Here is a 21781-nt window from a genome sequence, read left to right as displayed (position 1 = left end):
CCCAGACCCCGCTCCTCAAACGCCGGAGGGGCTGGATGGTGCGGCCGAATCCAGCCCGTCCGGCGTTTGAGGACACGCCCGAAGGGCGTCTGTGTGGTCTGGGGGGCTGGGGGCTTGCCCCCAGTTTCGGGAAGGGGCGGGGTGGGGAAAAGGCCCGCCGCAGGCGCCCCGCACGCCCGCCTAGCCCAGCGCCTTCACCAGCAGCTCGAACTCCAGGTCGTCCCGCTGCGGAACGCCGAAGCGCTCGTCGCCGTACGGGAACGGAGTCATCCGCCCCGTACGCCGGTAGCCACGCCGCTCGTACCACGCGATGAGATCGTCCCGCACGGAGATCACCGTCATGTGCATCTCACTGGCGCCCCAGACCTCCCGCACCATCCGCTCCGCCTCAGCGATGATCACCTTCCCGAGCCCCCCGCCCTGCGCGTCGGGACGGACCGCGAACATTCCGAAGTACGCCGCCTCTCCACGGTGTTCGAGCTGGCAGCAGGCAACCAGCACGCCGTCCCGCTCCACCGTGAGCAGCCGGCTGTCCGGCGACTTGATCACATCGAGGACGCCCTCGGGATCGGTCCGCTGCCCTTCGAGGAGGTCCGCCTCGGTGGTCCAGCCCGACCGGCTGGAGTCCCCCCGGTACGCCGACTCGATGAGCGCGACAAGCGCCGCCACGTCGGCCTCGGTCGCGTCACGGAAGATGAGCTCGGCGGCTGCCGGGCGCGGGGTGGTCTCCATGGGGGCGCTCTCCAGATCTGTACGGCGGGTCGGGCGCCCCGAGCGTAACGCGCGCTAGGGTCCGGGTGCATGGTGCATGTACTGAGCAGCAGGACGCTTCTGCGGCCCACGGATCCGGAGCGTTCCCGTACGTTCTACGGCGAGGCTCTTGGGCTCGCCGTCTACCGCGAGTTCGGCACGGGCCCCGAGCGCGGAACGGTGTACTTCCTCGGCGGCGGCTTCCTGGAGGTCTCCGGCCGCTCCGACGTCCCTCCCTCCCCCGCCCTCCAGCTGTGGCTCCAGGTCGCGGACGCGGCTGCGGCGTACGACGAACTGTCGGCGCACGGCGTCGAAGTGCTGCGCCCGCCGGTCAAGGAGCCGTGGGGACTGATCGAAATGTGGATCGCCGATCCCGACGGAGTGCGCATCGCGGTCGTGGAGGTGCCCGCGGACCACCCGCTGCGCTACCGCCCCTGACCCCGGCGTGCCCCCTGTGCACCCCCGTGCGCTCGCGTACGACGCGGCGCGGGCGGGCATCGACGGGACGGGAGGGACACCGTCGATCGTCGACCGGGGAGGTATGCCGTGCACGGACAGGTGATGTCCGGCTGGCTGCTCGTGGCGCTGTGCGCCGCGACCGGCGCTTACTGCCTGCTGCGTCTGCGCAGCGGCAGGGGGGAACACCGCGAGGGGGCGGCCGGTGAGGCTCTGATGGGATTCGGGATGGCGGCGATGGCGGTGCCCGCCGCGGTCCTCGCGCCGCCGGTGTGGGGTTGGATGCTGTACGCCGCCGTATTCGGCGGGGCGGCCCTGTGGGCGCTCTGGCAGGCCCGTGGGAGCGGCGCGGTTCACGGGCACCACGCGCATCACCTGGTGGGGTCGCTGGCCATGGTCTACATGGCGCTGGTGATGGCGCCGGGCGGGGCGAGCTCCGCGCACGCGGGGCACGCGGCCGGGTACGCGGCGGGCGGTGTTCCCCTGCTGACCGGGGCACTGCTGCTGTACTACGCCGCGTACGTGCTGCGCTCGGGGGTGAGGCTGATGCCGGTGGCCGCGGGGACGGTGGAAGCGGGCGGCGCCGGGGGAATCGCCTGGGGTGCGCGGCCCGAGCTGGCGCTCGCCTGCCGGGTTTCCATGGGCATCGGCATGATCGCGATGCTGCTCACCCTGTGAAACGGTTCTGAGCGGTGTCCTGCGTCACATGCGGGCCGCGGTCATACCCGCGAGTAGGGTCGCGCTCATAGGCTGGGCCGTATGACGGTCTCCTTCGCACTTCTGCTGCTCGGTGTCGTCGCCGCCGTCGGAGCCCCGCGGCTCATGTCGCGCGCCGACTGGCGGGAGCGCGAACCCGTGGTGGCCCTGTGGGTGTGGCAGTGCGTGGTGGCTGCGGTGCTGCTGTGCTTCGGTCTGTCGATGACCTTCAGCGCGGCCGCCGCCTGGCAGGCTGTACGGGGCCATGTCTTCGCACCCGCTCCGCACGGCGTGGTGGAGGCGTACGCCCTTGCCGCGTACGGGCCTTGGTCCGCGGTCATCGCGGTGCTGCTGGCGTGCGGAGGCGCCTGGACGGCGGCGATGCTGACGCGGGAGATCCGCAGAGCGCACGTACGGCGCGGGCAGCGGCGCGCGGAACTGCTCGTGCGCGCCCCGCTGCTGCCCGGCGAAGAGCCCGGCAGTGACCGGCTCGTCGTACTCGAAGGTGAGCGCCTCGACGCGTGGTGGCTGCCGGGCGCCACGCCGCAGCTGGTCATCACCACTGCCGCGTTGCGGCGCTTGAAGGGGCACCAGCTCGACGCCGTACTGGCCCATGAGCAGGGGCATGTCCGGGCCAGGCACGACTGGCTGCTGCACTGCGCGTCCGCGCTCGCGATCGGGTTCCCGCAGATTCCGGTGTTCGCGGCGTTCCGCGACGAGATGCACCGGCTGGTGGAGCTGGCCGCCGACGATGTGGCGTCGCGGCGCTTCGGCCGGCTGACGATCGCCCTCGCTCTGGTCGAACTCAACGAGGACCGCGGCGTGTTCGGCCCGTGCCCGACACCGCACGCCGAACTGCCGCAGCGCGTCGACCGGTTGCTGGCAGCGGCCCCGCGACTCACGGCGGGCCGTCGGCTGCGGCTGACGGCCGCGGCCTCGCTCGTTCCCGCTGTACCGCTGCTGGTGGCGTTCGTGCCGGGGCTCAGCGCGCTGGGATAGTGGGATAGCCGGTGTGCGCGAAGACGGCCGCGGGACGGCCACCCAGGCCCCCCGGAATGGCACCGGGCGTCGGCGGTGAGCGAGGATCCTTCCATGCGTTCCTCCAGGCCGACTCAGCCGCCCCAGTCGCCCCCGCCGTCACGTCCGGAACCTCCAGCCCCCGTACGCGCGGCCGTTGTCCTTTCCGCTCTCTCGGTCGCGCTACTGCTGCTGGTCGCGCTCGAGTGGCACCCCCTGGTCTCGTTCGACCGCTCGGTCGCGGACACGTTGCACGACTCGGCGGTCGGCAACCCCGCCGTCACGCACACCAACCGGATCCTGTCCGACTGGGTGTGGGACCCGTGGACGATGCGTGCGCTGGTGGCCGTTGTCTTCCTTTGGCTGCTGCGGCAGGGGGAACGGCTTCTGGCCCTCTGGATCGCCGCCACCAGTGCGCTCGGCGCTCTCGTACAGCAGGGCCTCAAGGGAGCGGTCGGCCGTGAGCGGCCCGAGTGGCCGGATCCGGTCGACTCCGCGCACTTCTCGGCCTGGCCGTCGGGCCACGCGATGACGGCGGTGGTCACCTGCGGGCTGCTGGTGTGGCTGCTCTGGCTGCGCGGCGCGGATCCCCGGCTGCGCACCGCCGTGCTGGTGGTGGGGACGTTGTCCTGGGTCGGGGTCGGTGTCACCCGGCTGTATCTGGGCGTGCACTGGGTGTCCGACGTGCTGGGCGGCTGGCTGCTGGGAGGGGCCGTCGTAGCCCTTTCGGTGGTGGCGTACGGTCGCCTGGTCGCTTCCCGGGAAGGACCCTCCGTATGACGTTCAAGGGTGCGCTCTTCGACTTCTCCGGCACGCTGCTCAGGATCGAACCGACCGAGGTGTGGCTTCGCGCCGTTCTCGACGACGAGGGACTGTCCGTACCGCCGGACGACTTCGCACGGTACGTACGGCGGTTGGAGGCGGCAGGGGCGCTGCCCGGCGGCGCCGCTCCGCAGCGGGTGCCGCCGCATCTGGCCGAGCTGTGGGCCACTCGCGACGAGAGCGCGGAGCGGCACCGCGCCGCGTACACGGGTCTGGCCCGTGAGGTGGTCCTCCCCGACGCGCGCCTGTACGACGCCCTGTACGAACGCCACATGACGCCGGCCGCCTGGCGTCCGTACCCCGACGCCGCCGAGGTGCTCGGTGAACTGCGGCGGCGGGGCATCGGCGTAGCTGTCGTCAGCAACATCGGGTGGGACCTGAGGCCGGTCTTCCGTGCGCACGGGCTCGACGTGTGGGTGGACGCGTACGTCCTGTCGTACGAGCACGGCATCCAGAAGCCGGATGCGAGGCTCTTCAGGGCCGCCTGCGAGGCGCTCGGCCACCATCCGCGCGATGTCCTGATGGTCGGCGACGACCGGCGGGCCGACGGCGGCGCGGCGGAACTGGGGTGCGCCGTGCACTTCGTGGACCACCTGCCGGCCGACGAGCGGCCCGCCGGGCTGCGCCCGGTACTGAGACTGGTGGGGTGAGGCGGAGCCGGGCAAGCCGAAGCGTCCGTATCCGGCGGTCCCCCGCGCCGCCGGATACGGACAACAAGCCCACAGAGCAGGCCCGGTGAGGCGCCTGACGTGAGACCACTGAGTATATTGGCTACGGGCCAGTCAACGCAGGAGTTACAGAATGACCCCGCGCAGCGCATCGGTCAATGAAGAGTTGCGTCGCCGTTCCCGGGAACGGCTGTTGCAAGCCACCGTGGAGCTCGTCGGGGAGCGCGGCTACGAGGCGACGACGCTCGGCGACATCGCGGACCGGGCCGGATCGGCGCGCGGACTGGTCTCGTACTACTTCCCCGGCAAACGGCAGTTGTTGCAGTCGGCCGTTCACCGGTTGATGCACCGGACGCTCGAATCGGCTCTGGAGCGCGAGCCGCGCACCGACGACGGCTGCGAACTGCTGGCCCGCGCGATCGACGCCGTACTGGGGCTCGCCTGCGACCACCCGGTGCTCATGCGCACCCACATGGCGGGCATTCTCCAGGCCGAAGGCTTTGTGCAGTGCCCCGAACAGCGGCGGCTGGCGGAGCTGCTGCGGGGCGCTGTCGTGCGCTACGGGTCACCGGATGTGGACGCCGACTATCCGCTGCTGCGCGCACTGCTGATGGGCGCGGTGTTCGCCGTGCTGCTGCCGGGGGCGCCGATGCCGCTCGCAAGCCTGCGGGCGGAGTTGTTCCAGCGGTACGGGCTGGCCTGGGAACTCGGCGTACCGCCGGGCGGAGAACCGCCCGGCGGCACACGCGTGCGGACCGTGGATCAGCGGCGGTAGTCGGGCTGGGTCTGCACATTGAGCTCGTGCAGCCGGACCCTCTTGGCGCCGTCGGTGCGCTTGTCGTTGAGCTTCAGGACGTCGAAGCCCTTCGCCATGTCGTTGGAGTAGATGTAGCCGTTGTAGTAGTACGCCGACCAGGAACCGGCGGTGACCGTGGCGGTCGCGCTGACGGGGCCGCGCTCGAAGAAGGCGATCTCCTCGGGCTTGGAGGAGTCGGTGAAGTCCCAGACGGAGAGGCCGCCCTGGTACCAGGCCTGGACCATGATGTCCTTGCCCTTGACCGGGATCAGCGAGCCGTTGTGGGCGACACAGTTCTCGTTGGCGGCCTGGTGGCGGTCGATCTTGAAGTAGCTCTTGAAGACCAGCTTGCGCTGGTCGCCCTTGCCGGTGATGTCGTAGATGCCGTCGGCGCCGCGCTTCGGGCCGGTGGCCTCGTTGCAGGTGGCGGCGCTGCCGCCGCCGAGCTCGTCGGTGAAGACGACCTTGTTGGCCTTCTGGTTGAAGGTCGCCGAGTGCCAGAACGCGAAGTTGACGTTGTCCTGGACGCGGTCGATGACCCTGGGCTGCTCCGGGTCCTCGATGTCGAAGAGGATGCCGTCGCCCATGCAGGCACCGGCGGCCAGGTCCTTCGAGGGCAGCACGGTGATGTCGTGGCAGCCGGTGGTCTTGGAGACGCCCGGGTTGGTGGGCGCGCCCGGGTTTCCGCCGTCCGGGAAGAGCACCGGGAAGTTCACGATCGCGGACTTCTCGGGGGCGCCGCGCGGCACCTTGATGATGGAGATGCCGTCGTGCGGCGGCTGGCAGTCCGGGAAGGTGTCGCTCGGCGAGTAGGAGGAGACGTAGACGTAGACGTTACGCCCGTCCGGCACCAGGGTGTGCGTGTGCGAGCCGCACGCGGTCTCGACAGCGGCGACGTACTGCGGGTTGCTCTTGTCGCTGATGTCGAAGATCTTCATGCCCTCCCAGGAGGACTTCTCCGTCGCCGGCTGCGACGTGCTCGCGCACGAGTTGTCGTTGCGCGAGGAGTCCGTGGAGAGGAAGAGCAGGTTTCCGGAGACGGAAATGTCGTTCTGCGATCCGGGACACAGCACCTGGGAGACCGTCTTCGGGGCCTTCGGGTTGCTGATGTCGAGGATCCGGAAGCCGTCGTAGTTTCCGGAGAAGGCGTAGTTGCCCTGGAACGCCAGGTCCGAGTTGGTGCCCTTGATGGCGTCCTTGGGGACGTTCACGAGGTGCTCGATGTTGTCGCTGTGGACGATCTCGTCCACGCCGGGTATCTCGCCGCTCTCGATGGCGGCCCTGGCTTCGGCCTGCTGTGAGGTGGTCAGGCTCTTCTTCTTCGCGGGCGCGTCCCCGGGGTCGGGGGTCGCGGCCGCGGGACCGGCCGTCAGCAGGGTGGCGATGAGCCCTGCCGCGGCTGTAGCCACGCCCAGGCGTCTGCGCCGCACGCGGGTGATGTGCAACGAGGTCACTGCGTCCTCCCTTGTATCCGTTCGTAGTTGAACGGTTGACACACCCCGGCAGTATCGTCGTTTGCATGCACATCTCAACAGATGGCAACGAAGACGTAATGAAAGTTTTTGATCACCGGTGTGCACAAGCGTGCTAAGAACAGGCATCAACTACCCCATGTCCCTCAGGAGGTCGCCGTGTTGATCCGCCGCCAGCCCACGCGCGCCCGGAGACCGGGAACGCACAGACCCGCACGCGCGGCGACGGCGGCGGTCGCGGTGGCCGCGGCCGCCGTGCTGGGCCTCAGCGCCTGCGACGCGGGCGGTGCGGCCGCGCCGAAGGGCAAGGCAGCCGCCGGTCCTTCGGTTGTCGCGCCGGGCAAGCCGGGTGAGCCCGCGAAGACCATGTCGGCCCAGGAGGCGGCGAAGGCACTGCCCGACGGCTCGCCCAACGGAGCGGACTTCACGTACGCGCGGATGATGATCGAGCATCACGGCCAGGCACTGGTGATGACCGAACTCGCGCCGAAGCGGGCCGACTCGGCGAAGGTCAAGGGGCTCGCCGAGCGGATCGCGGGCGCCCAGGGACCGGAGATCGCCGCCATGCGGGGGTGGCTCGACAACAACGGCGGCAAGAAGCACAAGGGCGGCCACGACCACGGCGCGATGCCGGGGATGGCCACGGACAAGCAGCTCGCGCAGTTGCGCGCGGCCGAGGGCAAGGACTTCGACCGGCTCTTCCTGAAGCTGATGATCACTCATCACCAGGGCGCGGTCGACATGGCGACCGAGGTCCTGTCGCAGGGGAACAACGTCCAGGTCGAGGAGATGGCGACCGACGTGCTCGCGCAGCAGACCGCCGAGATCGGCAGGATGCGCGACATGTAGGGGCGGGCCTCGATTGATGCCGAAGGACGCCTAGCGGCGGTTGTGGCGGGGCGGCAGATGGCCCTCGTCACGCGCGCTCGCGATCAGCCTGAGCGATTTGCGCCGGCTGCGGCCCGTCGCGCACATCACCGCGAGCACCGGGTCCTGCCCCGCCTGCTGGGCCGCCCGGTACGCCTGCGCCGCGATCCGCCGTCCCGCCTTGCCGCCGGGCCAGGACGGGCGGGCGCGTCTGACCGGCGGTGGCTTCACGGGCGGCGGCTTCGGCTCGGACGCCTCTTCGGCGGACGTACGCGGCGCCTCGGCGACCACCCGGCAGGCGCCGCCGAGCGGTCCTTCGACCCACTCCGCGGCCGCCGTGAAGCCGCCCAGCGGCAGATCGGCGCGTACCTCCTCGACGGTGATCCGCTCCGCGGACATCGCGGCCAGTACGTCGATCCTGGCGCCGTCGGCGAAGGTGAGCCGGACGTTGAACCAGGCGGGCCGTACCGGCTCCGCCTCATTCGGTTCATAATGGTTGTTAACGTCAAAAAAGGTACTTTCCAGCACGGTGAGAACGTAACCCCACCCCGCGCGGGGTCCGCCACGGCGCGCACGTGGGTACGCCGTAAGGCACCCCCTCAGAGCATCTCCCCCGGCCCGCCGATCGATGCCATGCTGGAGACCTTCGCGGGAAGGAGCCCCCGCCGTGCTTCGAGTCGCAGTGATCGGTTCAGGCCCCAGCGGGGTCTACGCCGCGCAGGCCTTGGTGCAGCAGGACGCGGTGCCCGACGTTCACGTGCACGTACTGGACCGGCTGCCCTGTCCGTACGGACTGGTGCGTTACGGCGTCGCACCGGACCACGAGAAGATCAAGTCGCTTCAGGGCAGTCTGCGCACCGTGCTCGAACACGAGCGGATCACCTTCGTCGGCCATGCCGAGGTGGGATCGGCCGGACTCACCTGCGCGCGGCTGCTGGAGCTCTACCACGCGGTGGTGTACTGCGTCGGGGCCGCGACCGACCGCCGGCTCGGCATTCCCGGTGAGGATCTGCCCGGTAGCTATTCGGCCACCGATTTCGTCTCCTGGTACAGCGCGCATCCTGACGCGTCCGCGAACGGGTTCGCGCTGGGCGCGCGTTCGGCCGTCGTCATCGGCGTGGGCAATGTGGCGGTGGACGTCGCCCGTATCCTGGCGCGCGGCGCGCACGAGCTGCGGCCCACGGATGTGCCGCAGCCGGCGCTCGACGTGCTGGCGCGCAGCCAGGTGCGCGATGTGCACATGGTGGGCAGGCGCGGTCCCTCGCAGGCGAAGTTCACCACCAAGGAGCTGCGGGAGCTCGGCACGCTGCCGGACGCGGGTGTGGTCGTACGGCCCGAGGAGCTCGCCCTGGATCCGGCGTACGCCGATCCCGAGTCGGCCGTCGCTGTGGCCCTGCCCGCTGTGAACCGGCGCAATGTCGAGGTACTGCGGGGCTGGGCCACGGGCGGCGACGGGCAGCGGGCCCGCCGCATCCATCTGCGGTTCTTCCTGCGGCCGGTGGAGGTGCTGGAGGAGAACGGGCGGGCGGCCGGGGTGCGCTTCGAGCGCACGGTGCCCGACGGCAGCGGCGGCGTACGCGGCACGGGGACGTACGAGGACCTCGAGGCACAGCTGGTGCTGCGGTCGGTCGGCTACCGGGGGGCGCCGCTCCCCGGGCTGCCGTTCGACCCGGGGAGCGGGACGGTGCCGCATGCCGCGGGGCGCGTTCTGCGGGACGGTGTGCCGTCGCCGGGCGAGTACGTCGCGGGCTGGATCAAGCGGGGTCCGACCGGCGTCATCGGCACCAACCGGCCGTGCGCCAAGGAGACGGTGGCTTCGCTCCTCGCGGACGCGTCGGCGCTCGCCGGCCGCCCGCTCGTGGACGACCCGCTCGACGCGCTGCGGGAGTCGGGGATCCGCCCGGTCGTGTGGAACGACTGGCGGGCGATCGAGGCGGCGGAGGCGGCGCTGGGCGTCTCGCTGGGCCGCCGGTCGGTGAAGCTCCACGACTGGGAGGGACTGCTGGCCGCCGCGCACGGCGGGAACTGAGCGGGCGCGTCAGCCGTCGGTGCCGAGCCGGTCCGCCTCCAGGGCCGCCGCCTCCAGGACGCGGTCCATCAGGCCGGGGAAGAGCGCTTCCAGGTCCTCGCGGCGCAGCCCGTTGAGCTTGGCCGTACCCCGGTAGGCCTGCCGGATGACGCCGCTCTCCCGCAGTACGCGGAAGTGGTGGGTGGTCGTGGACTTGGTGACGGGGAGCGTGAAGTACGAACAGGCCAGCTCGGACTCGGCCACCGCCATTTCGCGGACGATGAGCAGGCGCATCGGGTCGGACAGCGCGTGGAGCACCCCTTCGAGGCGGATCTCGTCGCGCGTGGGGTGCGCGAGTTCACGCGTACTCGTTGCGGTGTTCACGGCGTCTCCAGTTCGTCCGGGGTACCAATCGTACGACGCCCGTCGTAGTTCGGCGTCCGTCGTTCGTACGCGCCCTGGGGGCACGGCGGCCGCCGTGCCCCCAGGGGATGCTCAGACGGCGCGGTGGTACTGCTCCGGGGTGTGCACCTCGCCGCCCAGTTCGCGTGCGGCGTGGCGGGCGAACGAAGGGTTGCGCAGCAGTTCCCGGCCGAGCAGTACGGCGTCCGCCTGGCCGTCGGCGAGGATCTTCTCGGCCTGTACTGGGTCGGTGATCAGGCCCACCGCGGCGACGGGCAGACCCGTCTCGGTACGGACGCGCTCGGCGAACGGCACCTGATAACCGGGGCCGACGGGGATCCGCGCGCGCGGCGCGAGGCCGCCCGTCGAGACGTCGAGCAGGTCCACGCCGTGCGCCTTGAGCTCACGGGCGAAGCGGACGGTGTCGTCGGCCGTCCAGCCGTCGCGTTCGTCCTCGGTGTTCTCGGTCAGCCAGTCGGTGGCCGAGATCCGGAAGAACAGCGGCAGCTCCTCGGGCCACACCGCGCGCACCGCGTCCACGACCTCCAGGGCGAAGCGCGTGCGGTTCTCGAAGGACCCGCCGTACTCGTCGGTGCGGCGGTTGCTGTGCGGGGAGAGGAACTCGCCGATCAGGTAGCCGTGCGCGCCATGTATCTCGGCGACCTTGAAGCCGGCGGCGAGGGCCCGCCGCGCGGCGTCCGCGAACTGCTCCACGATCTCCGCGATCTGCCCGGCGGTCAGCTCGGTGGGCACCGGATGGTCCTCGTCGTACGGCATCGGGCTCGGAGCGACGGGCTGCCAGGCCTCGGGGTCCGCGACGAGGGGCGCGCCGCCGCGCCAGGGGCGGTCGGTGGACGCCTTGCGTCCGGCGTGCGCCAGCTGAATGCCCGGGACGGTGCCCTGGCCCTCGAGGAACGCGGTGACGCGGCGGAACGCCTCGACCTGCCGGTCGTTCCAGATGCCGAGGTCGGCCGGACTGATCCGGCCCTCGGGGCTGACCGCCGTGGCCTCCACCAGGATCAGGCCGGTGCCGCCGGCGGCGCGGGCGGCGTAGTGGGCGAAGTGCCAGTCGTGCGCGACTCCGGCGTTCGGTCCGAACACCTCCGCGCTGTACTGGCACATGGGCGCCATCCAGATGCGGTTGGGGATGGTCAGCGATCGCAGGGTGTAGGGCTCGAAGAGGGCACTCACGAGAAGGACTCCGTTTCAGCTGGTGCGGCTGGATCGATCGACCGCGCTTAGTACGATACACACCGTACTACGACGATCGTCAAATTACGAAGCCTCTCGTACAACGAGTTTTCCTCAGCCTCCGAAGGGCGTGGAGGGCAGGCCCTGGCCCGCGTCGGGCAGGACCAGCAGGGAACCGGAGAGCGGGTGCGGGCGGGTGAGGCCGGTCCGGGCCGTGGTGACGTACAGGTCACGCAGACCGGCGCCACCGAAAGCGCAGGCCGTCGGCCGGCTCACGGGCAGTTCGACGATCCGGTCGAGCCGCCCGTCCGGCGTGTACCGGCGGATCGCGGCGCCGTCCCACAGGGCCACCCAGACGCAGCCGTCGGCGTCGACGGTCAGGCCGTCCGGATAGCCCGCGCCCTCTTCGATCCGCACCCACGGCCGCCGGTTCGTGACGCCTTCACCGGCCACGTCGAAGACATCGATGCGACGGGTGGGCGAATCGGCGTAATACATGAGGCGCCCGTCCGGGCTCCAGCCCGTGCCGTTGCTGACAGCGGCGGTCACCGCCCGCGTGGCCGTGCCGTCCGGCGCGATCCGCGTGAGACTTCCGCCGCCCGGCTCTTCGTCGTACCGCATGGTGCCCGCCCACAGAGCCCCGTCGGGGGCGACGGCCGCGTCATTGCCGCGACGGCCGGGCACCGGGTCGCGCACCAGCCAGGAGAAGGCGAGGTCGGGCCCGTACAGGCCGATTCCGTCGCGGAGGTTGACGACCAGGCCGCCGCCGGCCCGCGGCTCGGCCGCGCCGACATGCTGTTCGGTGACCATGACCGTACGGCGGCCACTCACGGGGTCGTACGTGTGGATGCGCGCGGACAGGATGTCCACCCAGATCAGCCGGCCCGTCGCCGCGTCCCAGGTCGGCCCCTCGCCGAGCGACGCCCACTCCCGCACCGCGACCTGCGTCATGTGCGGCCTCACGACCGGACCCGGTGGCCGAGGCGTACCGACAGGTCGCCCGCACCCTTCGCCGCCAGCTCCGCCAGCTCCGCCTCCCGCTCCTCGCTCCACCGGATCATCGGTACGGAGATGGAGAGCGCGGCGACGACCCGTCCCGCGCTGTCGCGCACCGGCGCGGCCACACAGCTCACGTCCGGGTTCGACTCCCGGTGCTCGAAAGCGAGGCCACGCTCCCGGATCTCGGCGAGGGCGGTGCGCAAATCGCCCGGATCAGTGATGCTGTTGGGCGTCATGGCAGCGAAGTCCCGTCCTTCGACGCGCGCGTCGAGCTCCGCCTCCGACAGTGAGGCGAGCAGCATCTTGCCGACGGAGGTGCAGTGCGCGGGCAGCCTGCGACCGGCGGCGGAGACCATCCGGACCGCGTGCGTCGAGTCCACCTTGGCGATGTAGATGACGTCGGTGTCCTCAAGGATGGCGACATGGACGGTCTCGTCGCAGGTCTCGGCCACCTCACGGGCCACTTGCTGCCCCTCCGCCGCGAGATCGAGCTGTTCCGCGTACCGGCTGCCGAGCTGGTACGTGCGCACACCGAGCCGGTAGCGGCCTGGCTGTTCGGGAACGGGCACCACGTAGGAGCGCGCGGCGAGCGTGGTGAGCAGCTCGTGCACTGTGGTGCGCGGCAGCTGGAGCTTGCGCGTGACGTCGGGCGCGGACAGCGTGCCGTCCCCCTCCAGGAACAGCTCGAGTATGTCCAGCGACCTCGTCACCGCCGGGACCAGTCGTCCCATGATCGGCCACCCACCCCTTCCGTTCGAAACTCCGACCATTGGCCGGTATGACGAACACAGGCTAACCGCAGGTCCGTTCGCCGGGCAATGGGCAGCGCTTCACGATGCGCAAGCCATTGACACCCCCGCGAGGTGCTGATTACGGTCACGCCAGCATTTCGAACGTGTGACGAAATCTCGAACACACCCCAAGGGACAACTGCCTTGCGTATTACGGGAATCAGCACGCATGTCGTCGGGACACCCTGGCGCAATCTCACCTATGTCGTGGTCCATACGGACGAAGGCCTCACCGGTGTCGGCGAGACCCGGATGCTCGGCCACACCGACGCGCTCCTCGGCTACCTCCGCGAGGCCGAGGCCAACCACATCGCGGGATCCGACCCGTTCGCCGTCGAGGACCTCGTCCGCCGGATGAAGTACGGCGACTACGGCCGGGCGGGCGAGATCGTCATGTCGGGCATCGCGGTCGTGGAGATGGCCTGCTGGGACATCAAGGGCAAAGCGCTCGGGGTACCGGTCTGGCAGCTGCTCGGCGGAAAGGTCACCGACAAGGTCAAGGCGTACGCCAACGGCTGGTACACCACGGAGCGCACTCCCGAGGCGTACCACAAGGCCGCACAGACGGTCGTCGAGCGCGGCTACCGCGCGCTGAAGATCGACCCCTTCGGAACCGGTCACTACGAGCTCGACCACGCCGGGACGCTCTACGCGGTGTCGCTGATCGAGGCCGTGCGGGACGCGATCGGCCCGGAGACCGAGCTGATGCTGGAGATGCACGGCCGCTTCTCCCCCGCCACGGCGGTGCGGCTCGCCCGCGAGCTGGCGCCCTTCCGGCCCGCCTGGCTGGAGGAGCCGGTGCCGCCGGAGAACCTCAAGGCGCTGGAGAAGGTCGCCGCCAAGGTGGACATGCCGATCGCCACCGGCGAACGCATTCACGACCGGATCGAGTTCCGCGAGCTGTTCGAGTCGCAGGCCGCCGACATCATCCAGCCGGACCTCGGCCATGTCGGCGGAATCCTGGAGGCGAGGAAGCTCGCCGCGACCGCCGAGACGCACTACGTGCAGATCGCGCCGCACAACGTGGGCGGCTCGGTACTGACTGCGGCCAGCCTCCAACTGGCGGCCTGCACCCCCAACTTCAAGATCCTTGAGCACTTCAACGACTTCGCCGACGCCGAAATCAAGAAGGTGGTGCGCGGAGCGCCGGAGGTGGTCGACGGGTACTTCGAGGTCTCCCACGCCCCCGGTCTCGGCGTCGAGCTCGATGTCGCGGCAGCCGCCGAATTCCCGCAGCAGCAGGCGAGGTTCGACCTGTGGGCCGAGGGCTGGGAGCAGAGGAAGCCGAAGTGAGCAGCCGTTCGGTGGTGATTGAGCGGCCGGGTGAGCACCGGATGGTGGCCGGTCCACCGCCCGAGCCCGGTCCCGGCGAGGTGCTGGTGCGGGTGGCCGCCGCCGGGATCTGCATGAGCGACCGGGAGGTGTACGACGGCCATCGCGACGCGGCGTATGTGCGCTATCCGGTGGTTCCCGGGCACGAGTGGTCCGGGACGGTCGAGGCGGTGGGCCAGGGAGTAGACGCCGGGCTCGTCGGGCGTAAGACCGTCGCTGAGGGATTCCGGGCGTGCGGCACGTGCGAGCGGTGCCGCTGCGGCGATACGTCGCTGTGCGCCTCGGGGTACGACGAGACGGGCTTCACCCGGCCGGGCGCCTTCGCCGACCATGTCGTCGTCCCCGCGCGGCTGCTGCATCCGCTCGCCGACGACGCCGATCTGCCGGCCGCCGCGCTGCTGGAGCCGGCCGCGGTGGTGGCCGCCGCCGTGCGGGCGGGGCAGGCGGAGGCGGGCGAGCGGGTGGCTGTGGTGGGGGCCGGCACGCTCGGGCTCCTGGCGGTTCAGCTGCTGGCCGCCGGGGGCCCCGGTGAGCTGGCGGTCTTCGACCCTCGCAAGGAACGGGCCGTTCAGGCGCTGGAGTTCGGGGCGACCGAGGCGCGTACGCCGGAGGAGGGTGCGGACCTGGCGGGACGCTACGACTTGGTCGTCGAGACCGCCGGAGCGCCTTCCACCGCGGCGTCGTCCTGTCTGCTGGCGCGGCGGGGCGGGCGGGTGATCCTCACCGGGATGTTCACGGCGGGGGCGACAGGTATCGATCCGGTGCATCTGTCGCTGAGCCAGCTCACGGTGCGGTCCGTCTTCGGGGCACCGTCGTCGGCGTGGTCGTTCGCTGTACGGGCGTTCGGTGCCGGGCTGATCAATCCGCGCCCGCTGATCACGCACGAGTTCCCGCTGGAGCGGTTCGGGGATGCGGTGGCGCTGGTGGGAGGCGGCGATCACGGGGTCGGGAAGGTGCTGCTGCGGCCGTAGCGGGCGGCCGGGGGCTTTCGTTCCCCCACCCCGCCCCTTCCCGAACTGGGGGCTTTGCCCCCAGACCCCCAGTCCTCAAACGCCGGACGGGCTGGTTTTCCGCAGCGCACGGGCATCGCCCGGCAGGACCGGGCTTTGCACGCAGGGGCCGGAGTTGGCCCCAGGCGGGCAATGGCCACAGCGCCGGTTGGCCCGCCCGGCCAGCAGGCGGCCCGCAGGGAGTAAGCCGGCCCGCGCGGGCGGCACTGGCCTCACGGCCGAGTCGCCCACAGGGCCGGAGTTGGCCCACAGGGTCCCGGTTGACCCGCACCGGCGCCGTTGGACCGTAGCGCCGGCGCCGGCCCGCAAGGCCGGCGTTGCCCGTAACGCATGCGCTTGTGACCGAACTTCGTCCGAAATGTCGAACCAAGGAGTCTCGTGACAGCCCCGTCAGTCCCGTCAGCCCCGCGCCGCCCCGGCGCCGACGCTCTCGCTCGCGTGGGGTACACCTCTCCGAAGGACAACCCCGCCGACACCTCCCCGCACACCTTCCCCGACGGCGGCACCTGGCGCACCGAGGTCCCCTCCGTCGAAGGCCCCGAGGCGCTCGCCGTCGTACTCAAGGAGAGCTCGCGCCTCGACGTCCCCATCCACCGCATCAGCCAGGGCAGCGGCATCTGGATGCTGACCGACAGCGACATCACGGAGATGGTGGAGTCCTGCGCCGAACGCGACATCGAGCTCTGCCTGTTCACCGGCCCGCGCGGCACCTGGGACATCGGCGCCGCCACCCGCACCGACTCCGGCGGAGCGGGGCTGCGTGCCCGTGGGCACGACGCGCTCGCCGGATGCGTCGAAGACGCCCTGCGGGCATCCGCGCTGGGCGTGAAGTGCCTGCTCGTCGCCGACGAGGGCGTGCTGTGGACGCTGCACCAACTGCGCGCCGACGGTGTGCTGCCCGCCGACACCACCTTCAAGGTCTCCGCGCTGATCGGCCCGGTCAATCCGGCCTCGTACGCCGTGTACGAGCGGCTCGGCGCCGACTCCGTCAACATCCCCTCCGACCTCACGCTCGCCCACTTCACCGAGATCCGCCGGGTCAGCCGCGCCCCCATGGACCTCTACGTGGAGGCGCCCGACGACCTCGGCGGCTACATCCGCATGTACGAAGCCGCCGAGCTGATCCGGCGCGGCGCACCCCTCTACCTCAAGTTCGGGCTGTCCAAGTCCCCCGGCATCTATCCGTACGGCGCCCAACTGCGCGACACCGCCCTGGCCGGCGCCCGTGAGCGCGTGCGCCGCGGCCGGCTCGTACTCGATCTGCTGGCCCGGCACGGCGCGGACGGCGGGATGTCCCCGCTCGGTTCCCGGCTGCCCGGCCCGCTCCACCGCTTCCCCGTCACCACCACCGTCCCCACCGCCACCACCACCCCCGCGAAGGACTGATCCGCATGACGCGACGCATATTCCGGGCCGCAACCGCCCTCACCACCACCGCGCTCGCCCTCTCCCTCGCCGCCTGCGGCCAGAATGCCGAGGGTGGCAGCAAGGAGAAGAAGTCCGCGGGGGACGGCACCATCGGCATCGCGATGCCCACGAAGTCCTCGGAGCGGTGGATCGCCGACGGCAACAACATGGTCGAGCAGTTCAAGAAGCTCGGCTACAAGACGGATCTGCAGTACGGCGAGGATGACGTCGACCAGCAGGTCTCGCAGATCGAGAACATGATCACCAAGGGTGTTGACGTGCTGGTGGTCGCCGCCATCGACGGCCGCGCGCTGGGCGACGTGCTCGGCCAGGCCGCCGACCAGGGCGTCAAGGTGATCAGTTACGACCGCCTCATCCTCGGCACCCCCGACGTCGACTACTACGCCTCCTTCGACAACGAGAAGGTCGGCGTCCTCCAGGCGACGTACATCATCGACAAGCTCGGGCTCAAGGACGGTGGCAAGAAGGGGCCGTTCAATGTCGAGCTGTTCGCCGGTTCGCCCGACGACAACAACACCGGCTACTTCTTCCAGGGCGCGTGGAAGACCCTGAAGCCGTACATCGACAGCAAGCAGATCGTCGTCAGGAGCGGGCAGACCAAGCTGGACCAGGTCACCACCCTGCGCTGGGACGGCGGGACCGCGCAGAAGCGCATGGACGACCTGCTGACCAAGGCGTACGGCTCCGACGAGGTGGACGCCATCCTCTCGCCGTACGACGGCATCTCCATCGGCATCCTCTCCGCTCTCAAGTCGGACGGTTACGGTACGGCGGCCAAGCCGTACCCGGTCGTCACCGGTCAGGACGCGGAGGTCGCCTCGATCAAGTCGATCATCGCGGGGCAGCAGACGCAGACCGTCTACAAGGACACCCGGGCGCTCGCCAAGCAGGCCGTGCAGATGGCCGACGCCGTACTGAACGACAAGAAGCCCGAGGTCAACGACACCAAGACGTACAACAACGAGAAGAAGGTCGTGCCGTCCTTCCTCCTCGACCCGGTCAGTGTCGACAAGACCAACTACCGGTCCGTTCTGGTCGATTCCGGATACATCAAGGCGAGCGACCTGTGACGGCGGGGCCCACAGCGCCCGTCCTGGAGATGCGCTCCATCGTCAAGACCTTCCCCGGCGTCAAAGCGCTCTCCGACGTGACGCTGACCGTGGCGCGCGGTGAGGTTCATGCCGTCTGCGGGGAGAACGGCGCCGGCAAGTCGACGCTGATGAAGGTCCTCAGCGGCGTACACCCGCACGGGAGTTACGAAGGGGACATCCTCTTCGACGGCGAACACTGCGCCTTCAAGGACATCCGGGCCAGCGAGGCGCACGGCATCGTGATCATCCACCAGGAGCTCGCCCTGGTGCCGTACCTCTCCCTCGCCGAGAACATCTTCCTCGGCAACGAGCACGCCCGGCGCGGGATCATCAGCTGGAACGAGACGCTCAAGCACGCGGCGGCGCTGCTCAAACGGGTGGGGCTGCGCGAGCATCCGCAGACGCGGGTCGCGGACATCGGGGTCGGCAAGCAGCAGCTCGTGGAGATCGCGAAGGCGCTCTCCAAGGAGGTGAAGCTGCTGATCCTCGACGAGCCGACCGCGGCGCTCAACGACGAGGACTCGGCTCAGCTTCTCCGGCTCATCCTGGAGCTGAAGGAACAGGGCATCACCTCGATCATCATCTCGCACAAGCTCAACGAGATCGCGGAGGTCGCCGACTCGGTCACCATCATCCGCGACGGCCGGACCATCGAGACGCTGGACGTCAAGGCGGCGGAGACCACCGAGGAGCGGATCATCCGCGGCATGGTCGGCCGCGACCTCGACCACCGCTTTCCCGAGCGGACGGCGTACGAAGGTGATCCCGGCGCCCACCCCGCCCTCGAGGTCCGCGACTGGACCGTGCACCACCCCATCGACCAGCAGCGCAAGGTCGTGGACGGGGTCTCGGTGCACGTCCGGCGGGGCGAGATCGTGGGCATCGCCGGGCTGATGGGAGCCGGGCGTACGGAGCTCGCGATGAGCGTCTTCGGGCGGTCGTACGGCCGGAACATCAGCGGCACCGTCCTCAAGGACGGCGAGGAGATCCGCACCAGGACCGTCCCCGAGGCGATCGGCCACGGCATCGCGTACGTCACCGAGGACCGCAAGCACTACGGCCTCAACCTCATCGACACCATCGGCCGCAACATCACCCTCAGCGCCCTGCCGAAGGTGGCCAGGCGCGGCATCGTCGACGGGCACGAGGAGACCAGGGTCGCGGAGTCGTACCGCCGCAGCATGAACATCAAGGCACCGACGGTCTTCGAGCAGGTCGGGCGGCTGTCCGGCGGCAACCAGCAGAAGGTCGTCCTCAGCAAGTGGATCTTCGCGGGTCCCGATGTGCTGATCCTCGACGAGCCGACCCGCGGGATCGACGTCGGCGCCAAGTTCGAGATCTACAGCGTGATCGACCGCCTCGCCGCCGAAGGCAAGGCCGTCGTCTTCATCTCCTCCGAACTCCCCGAACTGCTCGGCATGTGCGACCGCGTCTACACGATGTCCGCCGGCCGACTGACCGGCGAGATCGAGCGCGCGGACGCGACCCAGGAAGTACTGATGCGCCACATGACCATGGACAAGAGGTAAGAACGATGGGCAGCCCGGTCACCACCGAGAAGCCGGGGCGGCAAGCCGCTCCGCCCGGCCCCCGCACTTCCGCGGTCAGCACGCTGCTGCTGGAAACCATGCGCCGCAACATGCGCCAGTACGGCATGCTCATCGCACTCGCGCTGATCGTCGTGCTCTTCGCGATCTGGACGGACGGCGTACTCCTCCAGCCGAACAACGTCACCAATCTGGTCCTCCAGAACAGCTACATCCTGGTCCTCGGCATCGGCATGATGATCGTCATCATCTCGGGCCACATCGACCTCTCGGTCGGCTCGCTGGCGGCGTTCGTGTCCGCCGCGTGCGCGGTGATGATGGTCGAGCACGACATTCCCTGGCCGCTGGCGACGGTGATCGCGCTCGCTATCGGGGCCCTGGCCGGGGCGTGGCAGGGCTTCTGGATCGCGTACGTCGGCATCCCGTCGTTCATCGTCACGCTGGCGGGCATGCTGCTCTTCCGCGGCGGTACGCAGATCTTCCTCGGCTCGCGCTCCATCGGCCCGTTCCCCGAGGGCTTCCAGAAGATCTCCACGGGTTACCTGCCGTCCCTCGGCCCGGACACCAACTACCACAACCTCACCCTGCTGCTGGGACTGGGACTGCTCGTCTTCGCGCTGGCGCAGGAGGTGCGCGACCGGCGCAGGCAGCTGAGTTACGAGCTCGACGTGCTGCCGCGCTCGCTCTTCCTGACCAAGTGCGTGGCGATGGCGGCGGCCGTCCTCGCCTTCACGATGACGCTGGCCAGCTACCGGGGCGTACCCGTGGTGCTTCTGCTGCTGGCGGTGCTGCTCATCGGCTTCGGCTTCGTGATGCGCAACGCGGTCGTCGGCAGGCATGTGTACGCGCTGGGCGGCAACCAGGCGGCGGCGAAGCTGTCGGGCGTCAAGGACAAGCGCGTCACCTTCCTGGTCTTCGTGAACATGGGCGTGCTCGCCGCCCTGGCCGGGGTCGTGTACGCGGCCCGGCTGAACGCGGGCGTACCGCAGGCCGGTGTGAACTTCGAACTGGAGGCGATCGCGGCGGCGTTCATCGGCGGCGCGTCGATGAGCGGCGGCGTCGGCACGGTGTTCGGCGCGATCATCGGCGGTCTGGTGCTGGGCGTACTCAACAACGGCATGTCGCTGGTCGGCATCGGCACGGACTACCAGCAGGTCATCAAGGGTCTGGTGCTGCTGGCGGCGGTCGGGTTCGACGTATGGAACAAGCGCAAGGTCGGTTCATAACTCTCCGAAGGAGACAGACAGATGAGCACGAGCAGACGCACAGTACTCGCGGGCGCGGCAGCGGCGGGAGTGGCGGCCACCGCGGGCCTGGCCGGGACGGGCACGGCGTACGCCACTACGGGCAAGTCCCCTTCGCGGGAGTTCTTCGGCCGGCTGGCCGACGGCACGAAGGTGTACCGGTGGACCGTCGCCAACGGCGGGACCCGGCTGAAGGTCCTCTCGTACGGCGGGATCGTCCAGTCCCTGGAGATACCGGACCGGCACGGCGCGGCGGCGAACATCTCGCTGGGCTTCGACAATCTCGACGACTACGTCGCCAAGTCCCCGTACTTCGGCGCGCTGATCGGGCGCTACGGCAACCGCATCGCCAAGGGCCGGTTCACGCTCGACGGGCGTACGTACCAGCTCCCCGTCAACGACGGCCCGAACAGCCTGCACGGCGGCGACAAGGGCTTCGACAAGCAGATGTGGGCCGTGGAGCCCTTCAGCCGGGGATCCGACCGGGGCCTCGTCCTCAGGCGGACCAGCCCTGACGGCGAAATGGGCTACCCGGGAACGCTCGAAATGACGGTCACGTACACGCTCACCGCGCGCGGTGACTGGCGGATCGACTACGAGGCCACCACCGACCGGGCGACCGTCGCCAACCTCACCAGCCACACATACTTCAACCTGGCGGGCGAGGGCAGCGGCTCCATCAACGGGCACACGCTGGAGATGGCCGCCGCCCGCTACACCCCCGTCGACGCGACGCTCATACCGACGGGCGAGCTCGCACGCGTCACGGGAACGCCCTTCGACTTCCGGCGGGCGAAGGCGATCGGCGAGCAGGCCCGGGTGCCGCATCAGCAGGTGCTGTACGGGAAGGGGCTCGACCACAACTGGGTGCTGGACAAGGGCATAACGACCGTTCCCGGGTACGCTCTCACGCTCACCGATCCCGCCTCAGGCCGGGTGATGAAGATGTCCACGACCGAGCCGGGGATGCAGTTCTACAGCGGCAACTTCCTCGACGGCACGCTCGCGGGAACGTCGGGCCGGCTGTACCGCCAGGGCGACGGCCTGTGCCTGGAGTCGCAGCACTTCCCGGACTCGCCCAACCAGCCGTCGTTCCCCTCGACGGTGCTGCGCCCGGGAACGACGTACCGCTCCACCACGGTGCACACTTTCTCGGCCCGCTGACGACACACGCACGAGCGAAGCCCCCTGCCG

22 protein-coding genes are annotated in these 21781 nt (G+C 70.0%); 15 read left to right on the top strand and 7 right to left on the bottom strand.

Annotated features, from left to right (window positions below; translation table 11 throughout):
* Positions 1–180: 180 nt before the first annotated feature.
* Entirely contained in the window at positions 181–732 is a 552-nt protein-coding gene (locus ABZX79_RS29750) for a GNAT family N-acetyltransferase (RefSeq protein WP_355264376.1), read from the bottom strand.
* 69 nt (positions 733–801) lie between these two features.
* On the opposite strand from ABZX79_RS29750, the gene ABZX79_RS29745 reads away from it, so the two are divergent.
* The 6 genes from ABZX79_RS29745 to ABZX79_RS29720 all read left to right on the top strand — a co-directional run bounded on the left by ABZX79_RS29745 (position 802) and on the right by ABZX79_RS29720 (position 5184).
* On the top strand, positions 802–1188 hold the full coding sequence (locus ABZX79_RS29745; protein ID WP_355264373.1) for a VOC family protein: 387 nt from the start codon (positions 802–804) through the stop codon (positions 1186–1188).
* Between the two features lie 108 nt (positions 1189–1296).
* Entirely contained in the window at positions 1297–1884 is a 588-nt protein-coding gene (locus tag ABZX79_RS29740) for a DUF5134 domain-containing protein (protein WP_355264370.1), read from the top strand.
* An 81-nt stretch (positions 1885–1965) separates the two neighbouring features.
* On the top strand, positions 1966–2901 hold the full coding sequence (locus ABZX79_RS29735; RefSeq protein WP_355264367.1) for a M56 family metallopeptidase: 936 nt from the start codon (positions 1966–1968) through the stop codon (positions 2899–2901).
* Positions 2902–2994: 93 nt separating this feature from the next.
* Positions 2995–3699, top strand: coding sequence for a phosphatase PAP2 family protein (locus ABZX79_RS29730; protein WP_355264364.1), 705 nt, complete (start codon positions 2995–2997; stop codon positions 3697–3699).
* Positions 3696–4391: an HAD-IA family hydrolase gene (locus ABZX79_RS29725; protein ID WP_355264361.1), complete on the top strand. Its 696-nt coding sequence runs from the start codon at positions 3696–3698 to the stop codon at positions 4389–4391. Before ABZX79_RS29730 ends, ABZX79_RS29725 begins: the two co-directional genes overlap by 4 nt.
* A gap of 151 nt (positions 4392–4542) precedes the next feature.
* On the top strand, positions 4543–5184 hold the full coding sequence (locus tag ABZX79_RS29720) for a helix-turn-helix domain-containing protein (protein ID WP_355264358.1): 642 nt from the start codon (positions 4543–4545) through the stop codon (positions 5182–5184).
* Here ABZX79_RS29720 and ABZX79_RS29715 read toward each other — a convergent pair.
* Complete coding sequence (locus ABZX79_RS29715; protein ID WP_355264355.1) at positions 5172–6659, bottom strand: hypothetical protein; 1488 nt, start codon at positions 6657–6659, stop codon at positions 5172–5174. The two genes, ABZX79_RS29720 and ABZX79_RS29715, sit on opposite strands and share 13 nt — an antisense overlap.
* A gap of 183 nt (positions 6660–6842) precedes the next feature.
* On the opposite strand from ABZX79_RS29715, the gene ABZX79_RS29710 reads away from it, so the two are divergent.
* Complete coding sequence (locus ABZX79_RS29710) at positions 6843–7526, top strand: DUF305 domain-containing protein (RefSeq protein WP_355264391.1); 684 nt, start codon at positions 6843–6845, stop codon at positions 7524–7526.
* A 30-nt stretch (positions 7527–7556) separates the two neighbouring features.
* Here the strand turns inward: ABZX79_RS29710 and ABZX79_RS29705 are convergent, their stop codons facing one another.
* Positions 7557–8072 carry a DUF6214 family protein gene (locus tag ABZX79_RS29705; RefSeq protein WP_355264352.1) on the bottom strand — a complete coding sequence of 172 codons (516 nt, stop codon included), beginning with the start codon at positions 8070–8072 and terminating at the stop codon, positions 7557–7559.
* 139 nt (positions 8073–8211) lie between these two features.
* Between ABZX79_RS29705 and ABZX79_RS29700 the strand changes: the two genes are divergently transcribed.
* On the top strand, positions 8212–9573 hold the full coding sequence (locus tag ABZX79_RS29700) for an FAD-dependent oxidoreductase (RefSeq protein ID WP_355264350.1): 1362 nt from the start codon (positions 8212–8214) through the stop codon (positions 9571–9573).
* A 9-nt stretch (positions 9574–9582) separates the two neighbouring features.
* Here the strand turns inward: ABZX79_RS29700 and ABZX79_RS29695 are convergent, their stop codons facing one another.
* The 4 genes from ABZX79_RS29695 to ABZX79_RS29680 all read right to left on the bottom strand — a co-directional run bounded on the left by ABZX79_RS29695 (position 9583) and on the right by ABZX79_RS29680 (position 12875).
* Positions 9583–9936 carry a transcriptional regulator gene (locus ABZX79_RS29695; protein WP_355264347.1) on the bottom strand — a complete coding sequence of 118 codons (354 nt, stop codon included), beginning with the start codon at positions 9934–9936 and terminating at the stop codon, positions 9583–9585.
* 111 nt (positions 9937–10047) lie between these two features.
* Complete coding sequence (locus tag ABZX79_RS29690; protein WP_355264344.1) at positions 10048–11145, bottom strand: NADH:flavin oxidoreductase/NADH oxidase; 1098 nt, start codon at positions 11143–11145, stop codon at positions 10048–10050.
* Between the two features lie 114 nt (positions 11146–11259).
* Positions 11260–12096, bottom strand: coding sequence for an SMP-30/gluconolactonase/LRE family protein (locus ABZX79_RS29685; protein ID WP_355264341.1), 837 nt, complete (start codon positions 12094–12096; stop codon positions 11260–11262).
* A gap of 8 nt (positions 12097–12104) precedes the next feature.
* Entirely contained in the window at positions 12105–12875 is a 771-nt protein-coding gene (locus tag ABZX79_RS29680) for an IclR family transcriptional regulator (RefSeq protein ID WP_214967079.1), read from the bottom strand.
* Positions 12876–13079: 204 nt separating this feature from the next.
* Here ABZX79_RS29680 and ABZX79_RS29675 point away from each other — a divergent pair, with 204 nt between their 5' ends.
* From ABZX79_RS29675 to ABZX79_RS29645, 7 genes are all read left to right on the top strand, one after another.
* Positions 13080–14228, top strand: a complete 1149-nt coding sequence (locus ABZX79_RS29675; RefSeq protein WP_355264337.1) for a mandelate racemase/muconate lactonizing enzyme family protein — start codon at positions 13080–13082, stop codon at positions 14226–14228.
* A 41-nt stretch (positions 14229–14269) separates the two neighbouring features.
* Positions 14270–15238 (top strand): alcohol dehydrogenase catalytic domain-containing protein, encoded by a 969-nt coding sequence (locus tag ABZX79_RS29670; protein WP_355264388.1) that lies wholly within the window; start codon positions 14270–14272, stop codon positions 15236–15238.
* 417 nt (positions 15239–15655) lie between these two features.
* Positions 15656–16663, top strand: coding sequence for a hypothetical protein (locus ABZX79_RS29665; RefSeq protein ID WP_355264334.1), 1008 nt, complete (start codon positions 15656–15658; stop codon positions 16661–16663).
* A gap of 5 nt (positions 16664–16668) precedes the next feature.
* Positions 16669–17775: a multiple monosaccharide ABC transporter substrate-binding protein gene (gene chvE / locus ABZX79_RS29660; RefSeq protein ID WP_215128772.1), complete on the top strand. Its 1107-nt coding sequence runs from the start codon at positions 16669–16671 to the stop codon at positions 17773–17775.
* Between the two features lie 29 nt (positions 17776–17804).
* Positions 17805–19325 (top strand): multiple monosaccharide ABC transporter ATP-binding protein, encoded by a 1521-nt coding sequence (gene mmsA, locus ABZX79_RS29655; RefSeq protein WP_355264385.1) that lies wholly within the window; start codon positions 17805–17807, stop codon positions 19323–19325.
* Positions 19326–19330: 5 nt separating this feature from the next.
* Positions 19331–20569, top strand: coding sequence for a multiple monosaccharide ABC transporter permease (mmsB, locus tag ABZX79_RS29650; protein WP_215128774.1), 1239 nt, complete (start codon positions 19331–19333; stop codon positions 20567–20569).
* A gap of 21 nt (positions 20570–20590) precedes the next feature.
* Positions 20591–21751, top strand: coding sequence for an aldose epimerase family protein (locus ABZX79_RS29645; RefSeq protein WP_355264330.1), 1161 nt, complete (start codon positions 20591–20593; stop codon positions 21749–21751).
* Positions 21752–21781: the final 30 nt, after the last annotated feature.

It is taken from the genome of Streptomyces sp. NPDC002994, from assembly GCF_040611155.1.
Taxonomy (GTDB): Bacteria; Actinomycetota; Actinomycetes; order Streptomycetales; family Streptomycetaceae; genus Streptomyces.
The sequence above is the reverse complement of the archived record's forward strand: the minus strand, read 5'-3'. Positions and strand labels throughout refer to the sequence as shown.

Coding starts and splice junctions, on each gene's coding strand:
- ABZX79_RS29750 (WP_355264376.1), bottom strand. CDS start 732: ATGGAGACCACCCCGCGCCCGGCAGCCGCCGAGCTCATCTTCCGTGAC.
- ABZX79_RS29745 (WP_355264373.1), top strand. CDS start 802: ATGGTGCATGTACTGAGCAGCAGGACGCTTCTGCGGCCCACGGATCCG.
- ABZX79_RS29735 (WP_355264367.1), top strand. CDS start 1,966: ATGACGGTCTCCTTCGCACTTCTGCTGCTCGGTGTCGTCGCCGCCGTC.
- ABZX79_RS29730 (WP_355264364.1), top strand. CDS start 2,995: ATGCGTTCCTCCAGGCCGACTCAGCCGCCCCAGTCGCCCCCGCCGTCA.
- ABZX79_RS29725 (WP_355264361.1), top strand. CDS start 3,696: ATGACGTTCAAGGGTGCGCTCTTCGACTTCTCCGGCACGCTGCTCAGG.
- ABZX79_RS29720 (WP_355264358.1), top strand. CDS start 4,543: ATGACCCCGCGCAGCGCATCGGTCAATGAAGAGTTGCGTCGCCGTTCC.
- ABZX79_RS29685 (WP_355264341.1), bottom strand. CDS start 12,096: ATGACGCAGGTCGCGGTGCGGGAGTGGGCGTCGCTCGGCGAGGGGCCG.
- ABZX79_RS29680 (WP_214967079.1), bottom strand. CDS start 12,875: ATGGGACGACTGGTCCCGGCGGTGACGAGGTCGCTGGACATACTCGAG.
- ABZX79_RS29670 (WP_355264388.1), top strand. CDS start 14,270: ATGGTGGCCGGTCCACCGCCCGAGCCCGGTCCCGGCGAGGTGCTGGTG.
- chvE (WP_215128772.1), top strand. CDS start 16,669: ATGACGCGACGCATATTCCGGGCCGCAACCGCCCTCACCACCACCGCG.
- mmsA (WP_355264385.1), top strand. CDS start 17,805: ATGCGCTCCATCGTCAAGACCTTCCCCGGCGTCAAAGCGCTCTCCGAC.
- mmsB (WP_215128774.1), top strand. CDS start 19,331: ATGGGCAGCCCGGTCACCACCGAGAAGCCGGGGCGGCAAGCCGCTCCG.
- ABZX79_RS29645 (WP_355264330.1), top strand. CDS start 20,591: ATGAGCACGAGCAGACGCACAGTACTCGCGGGCGCGGCAGCGGCGGGA.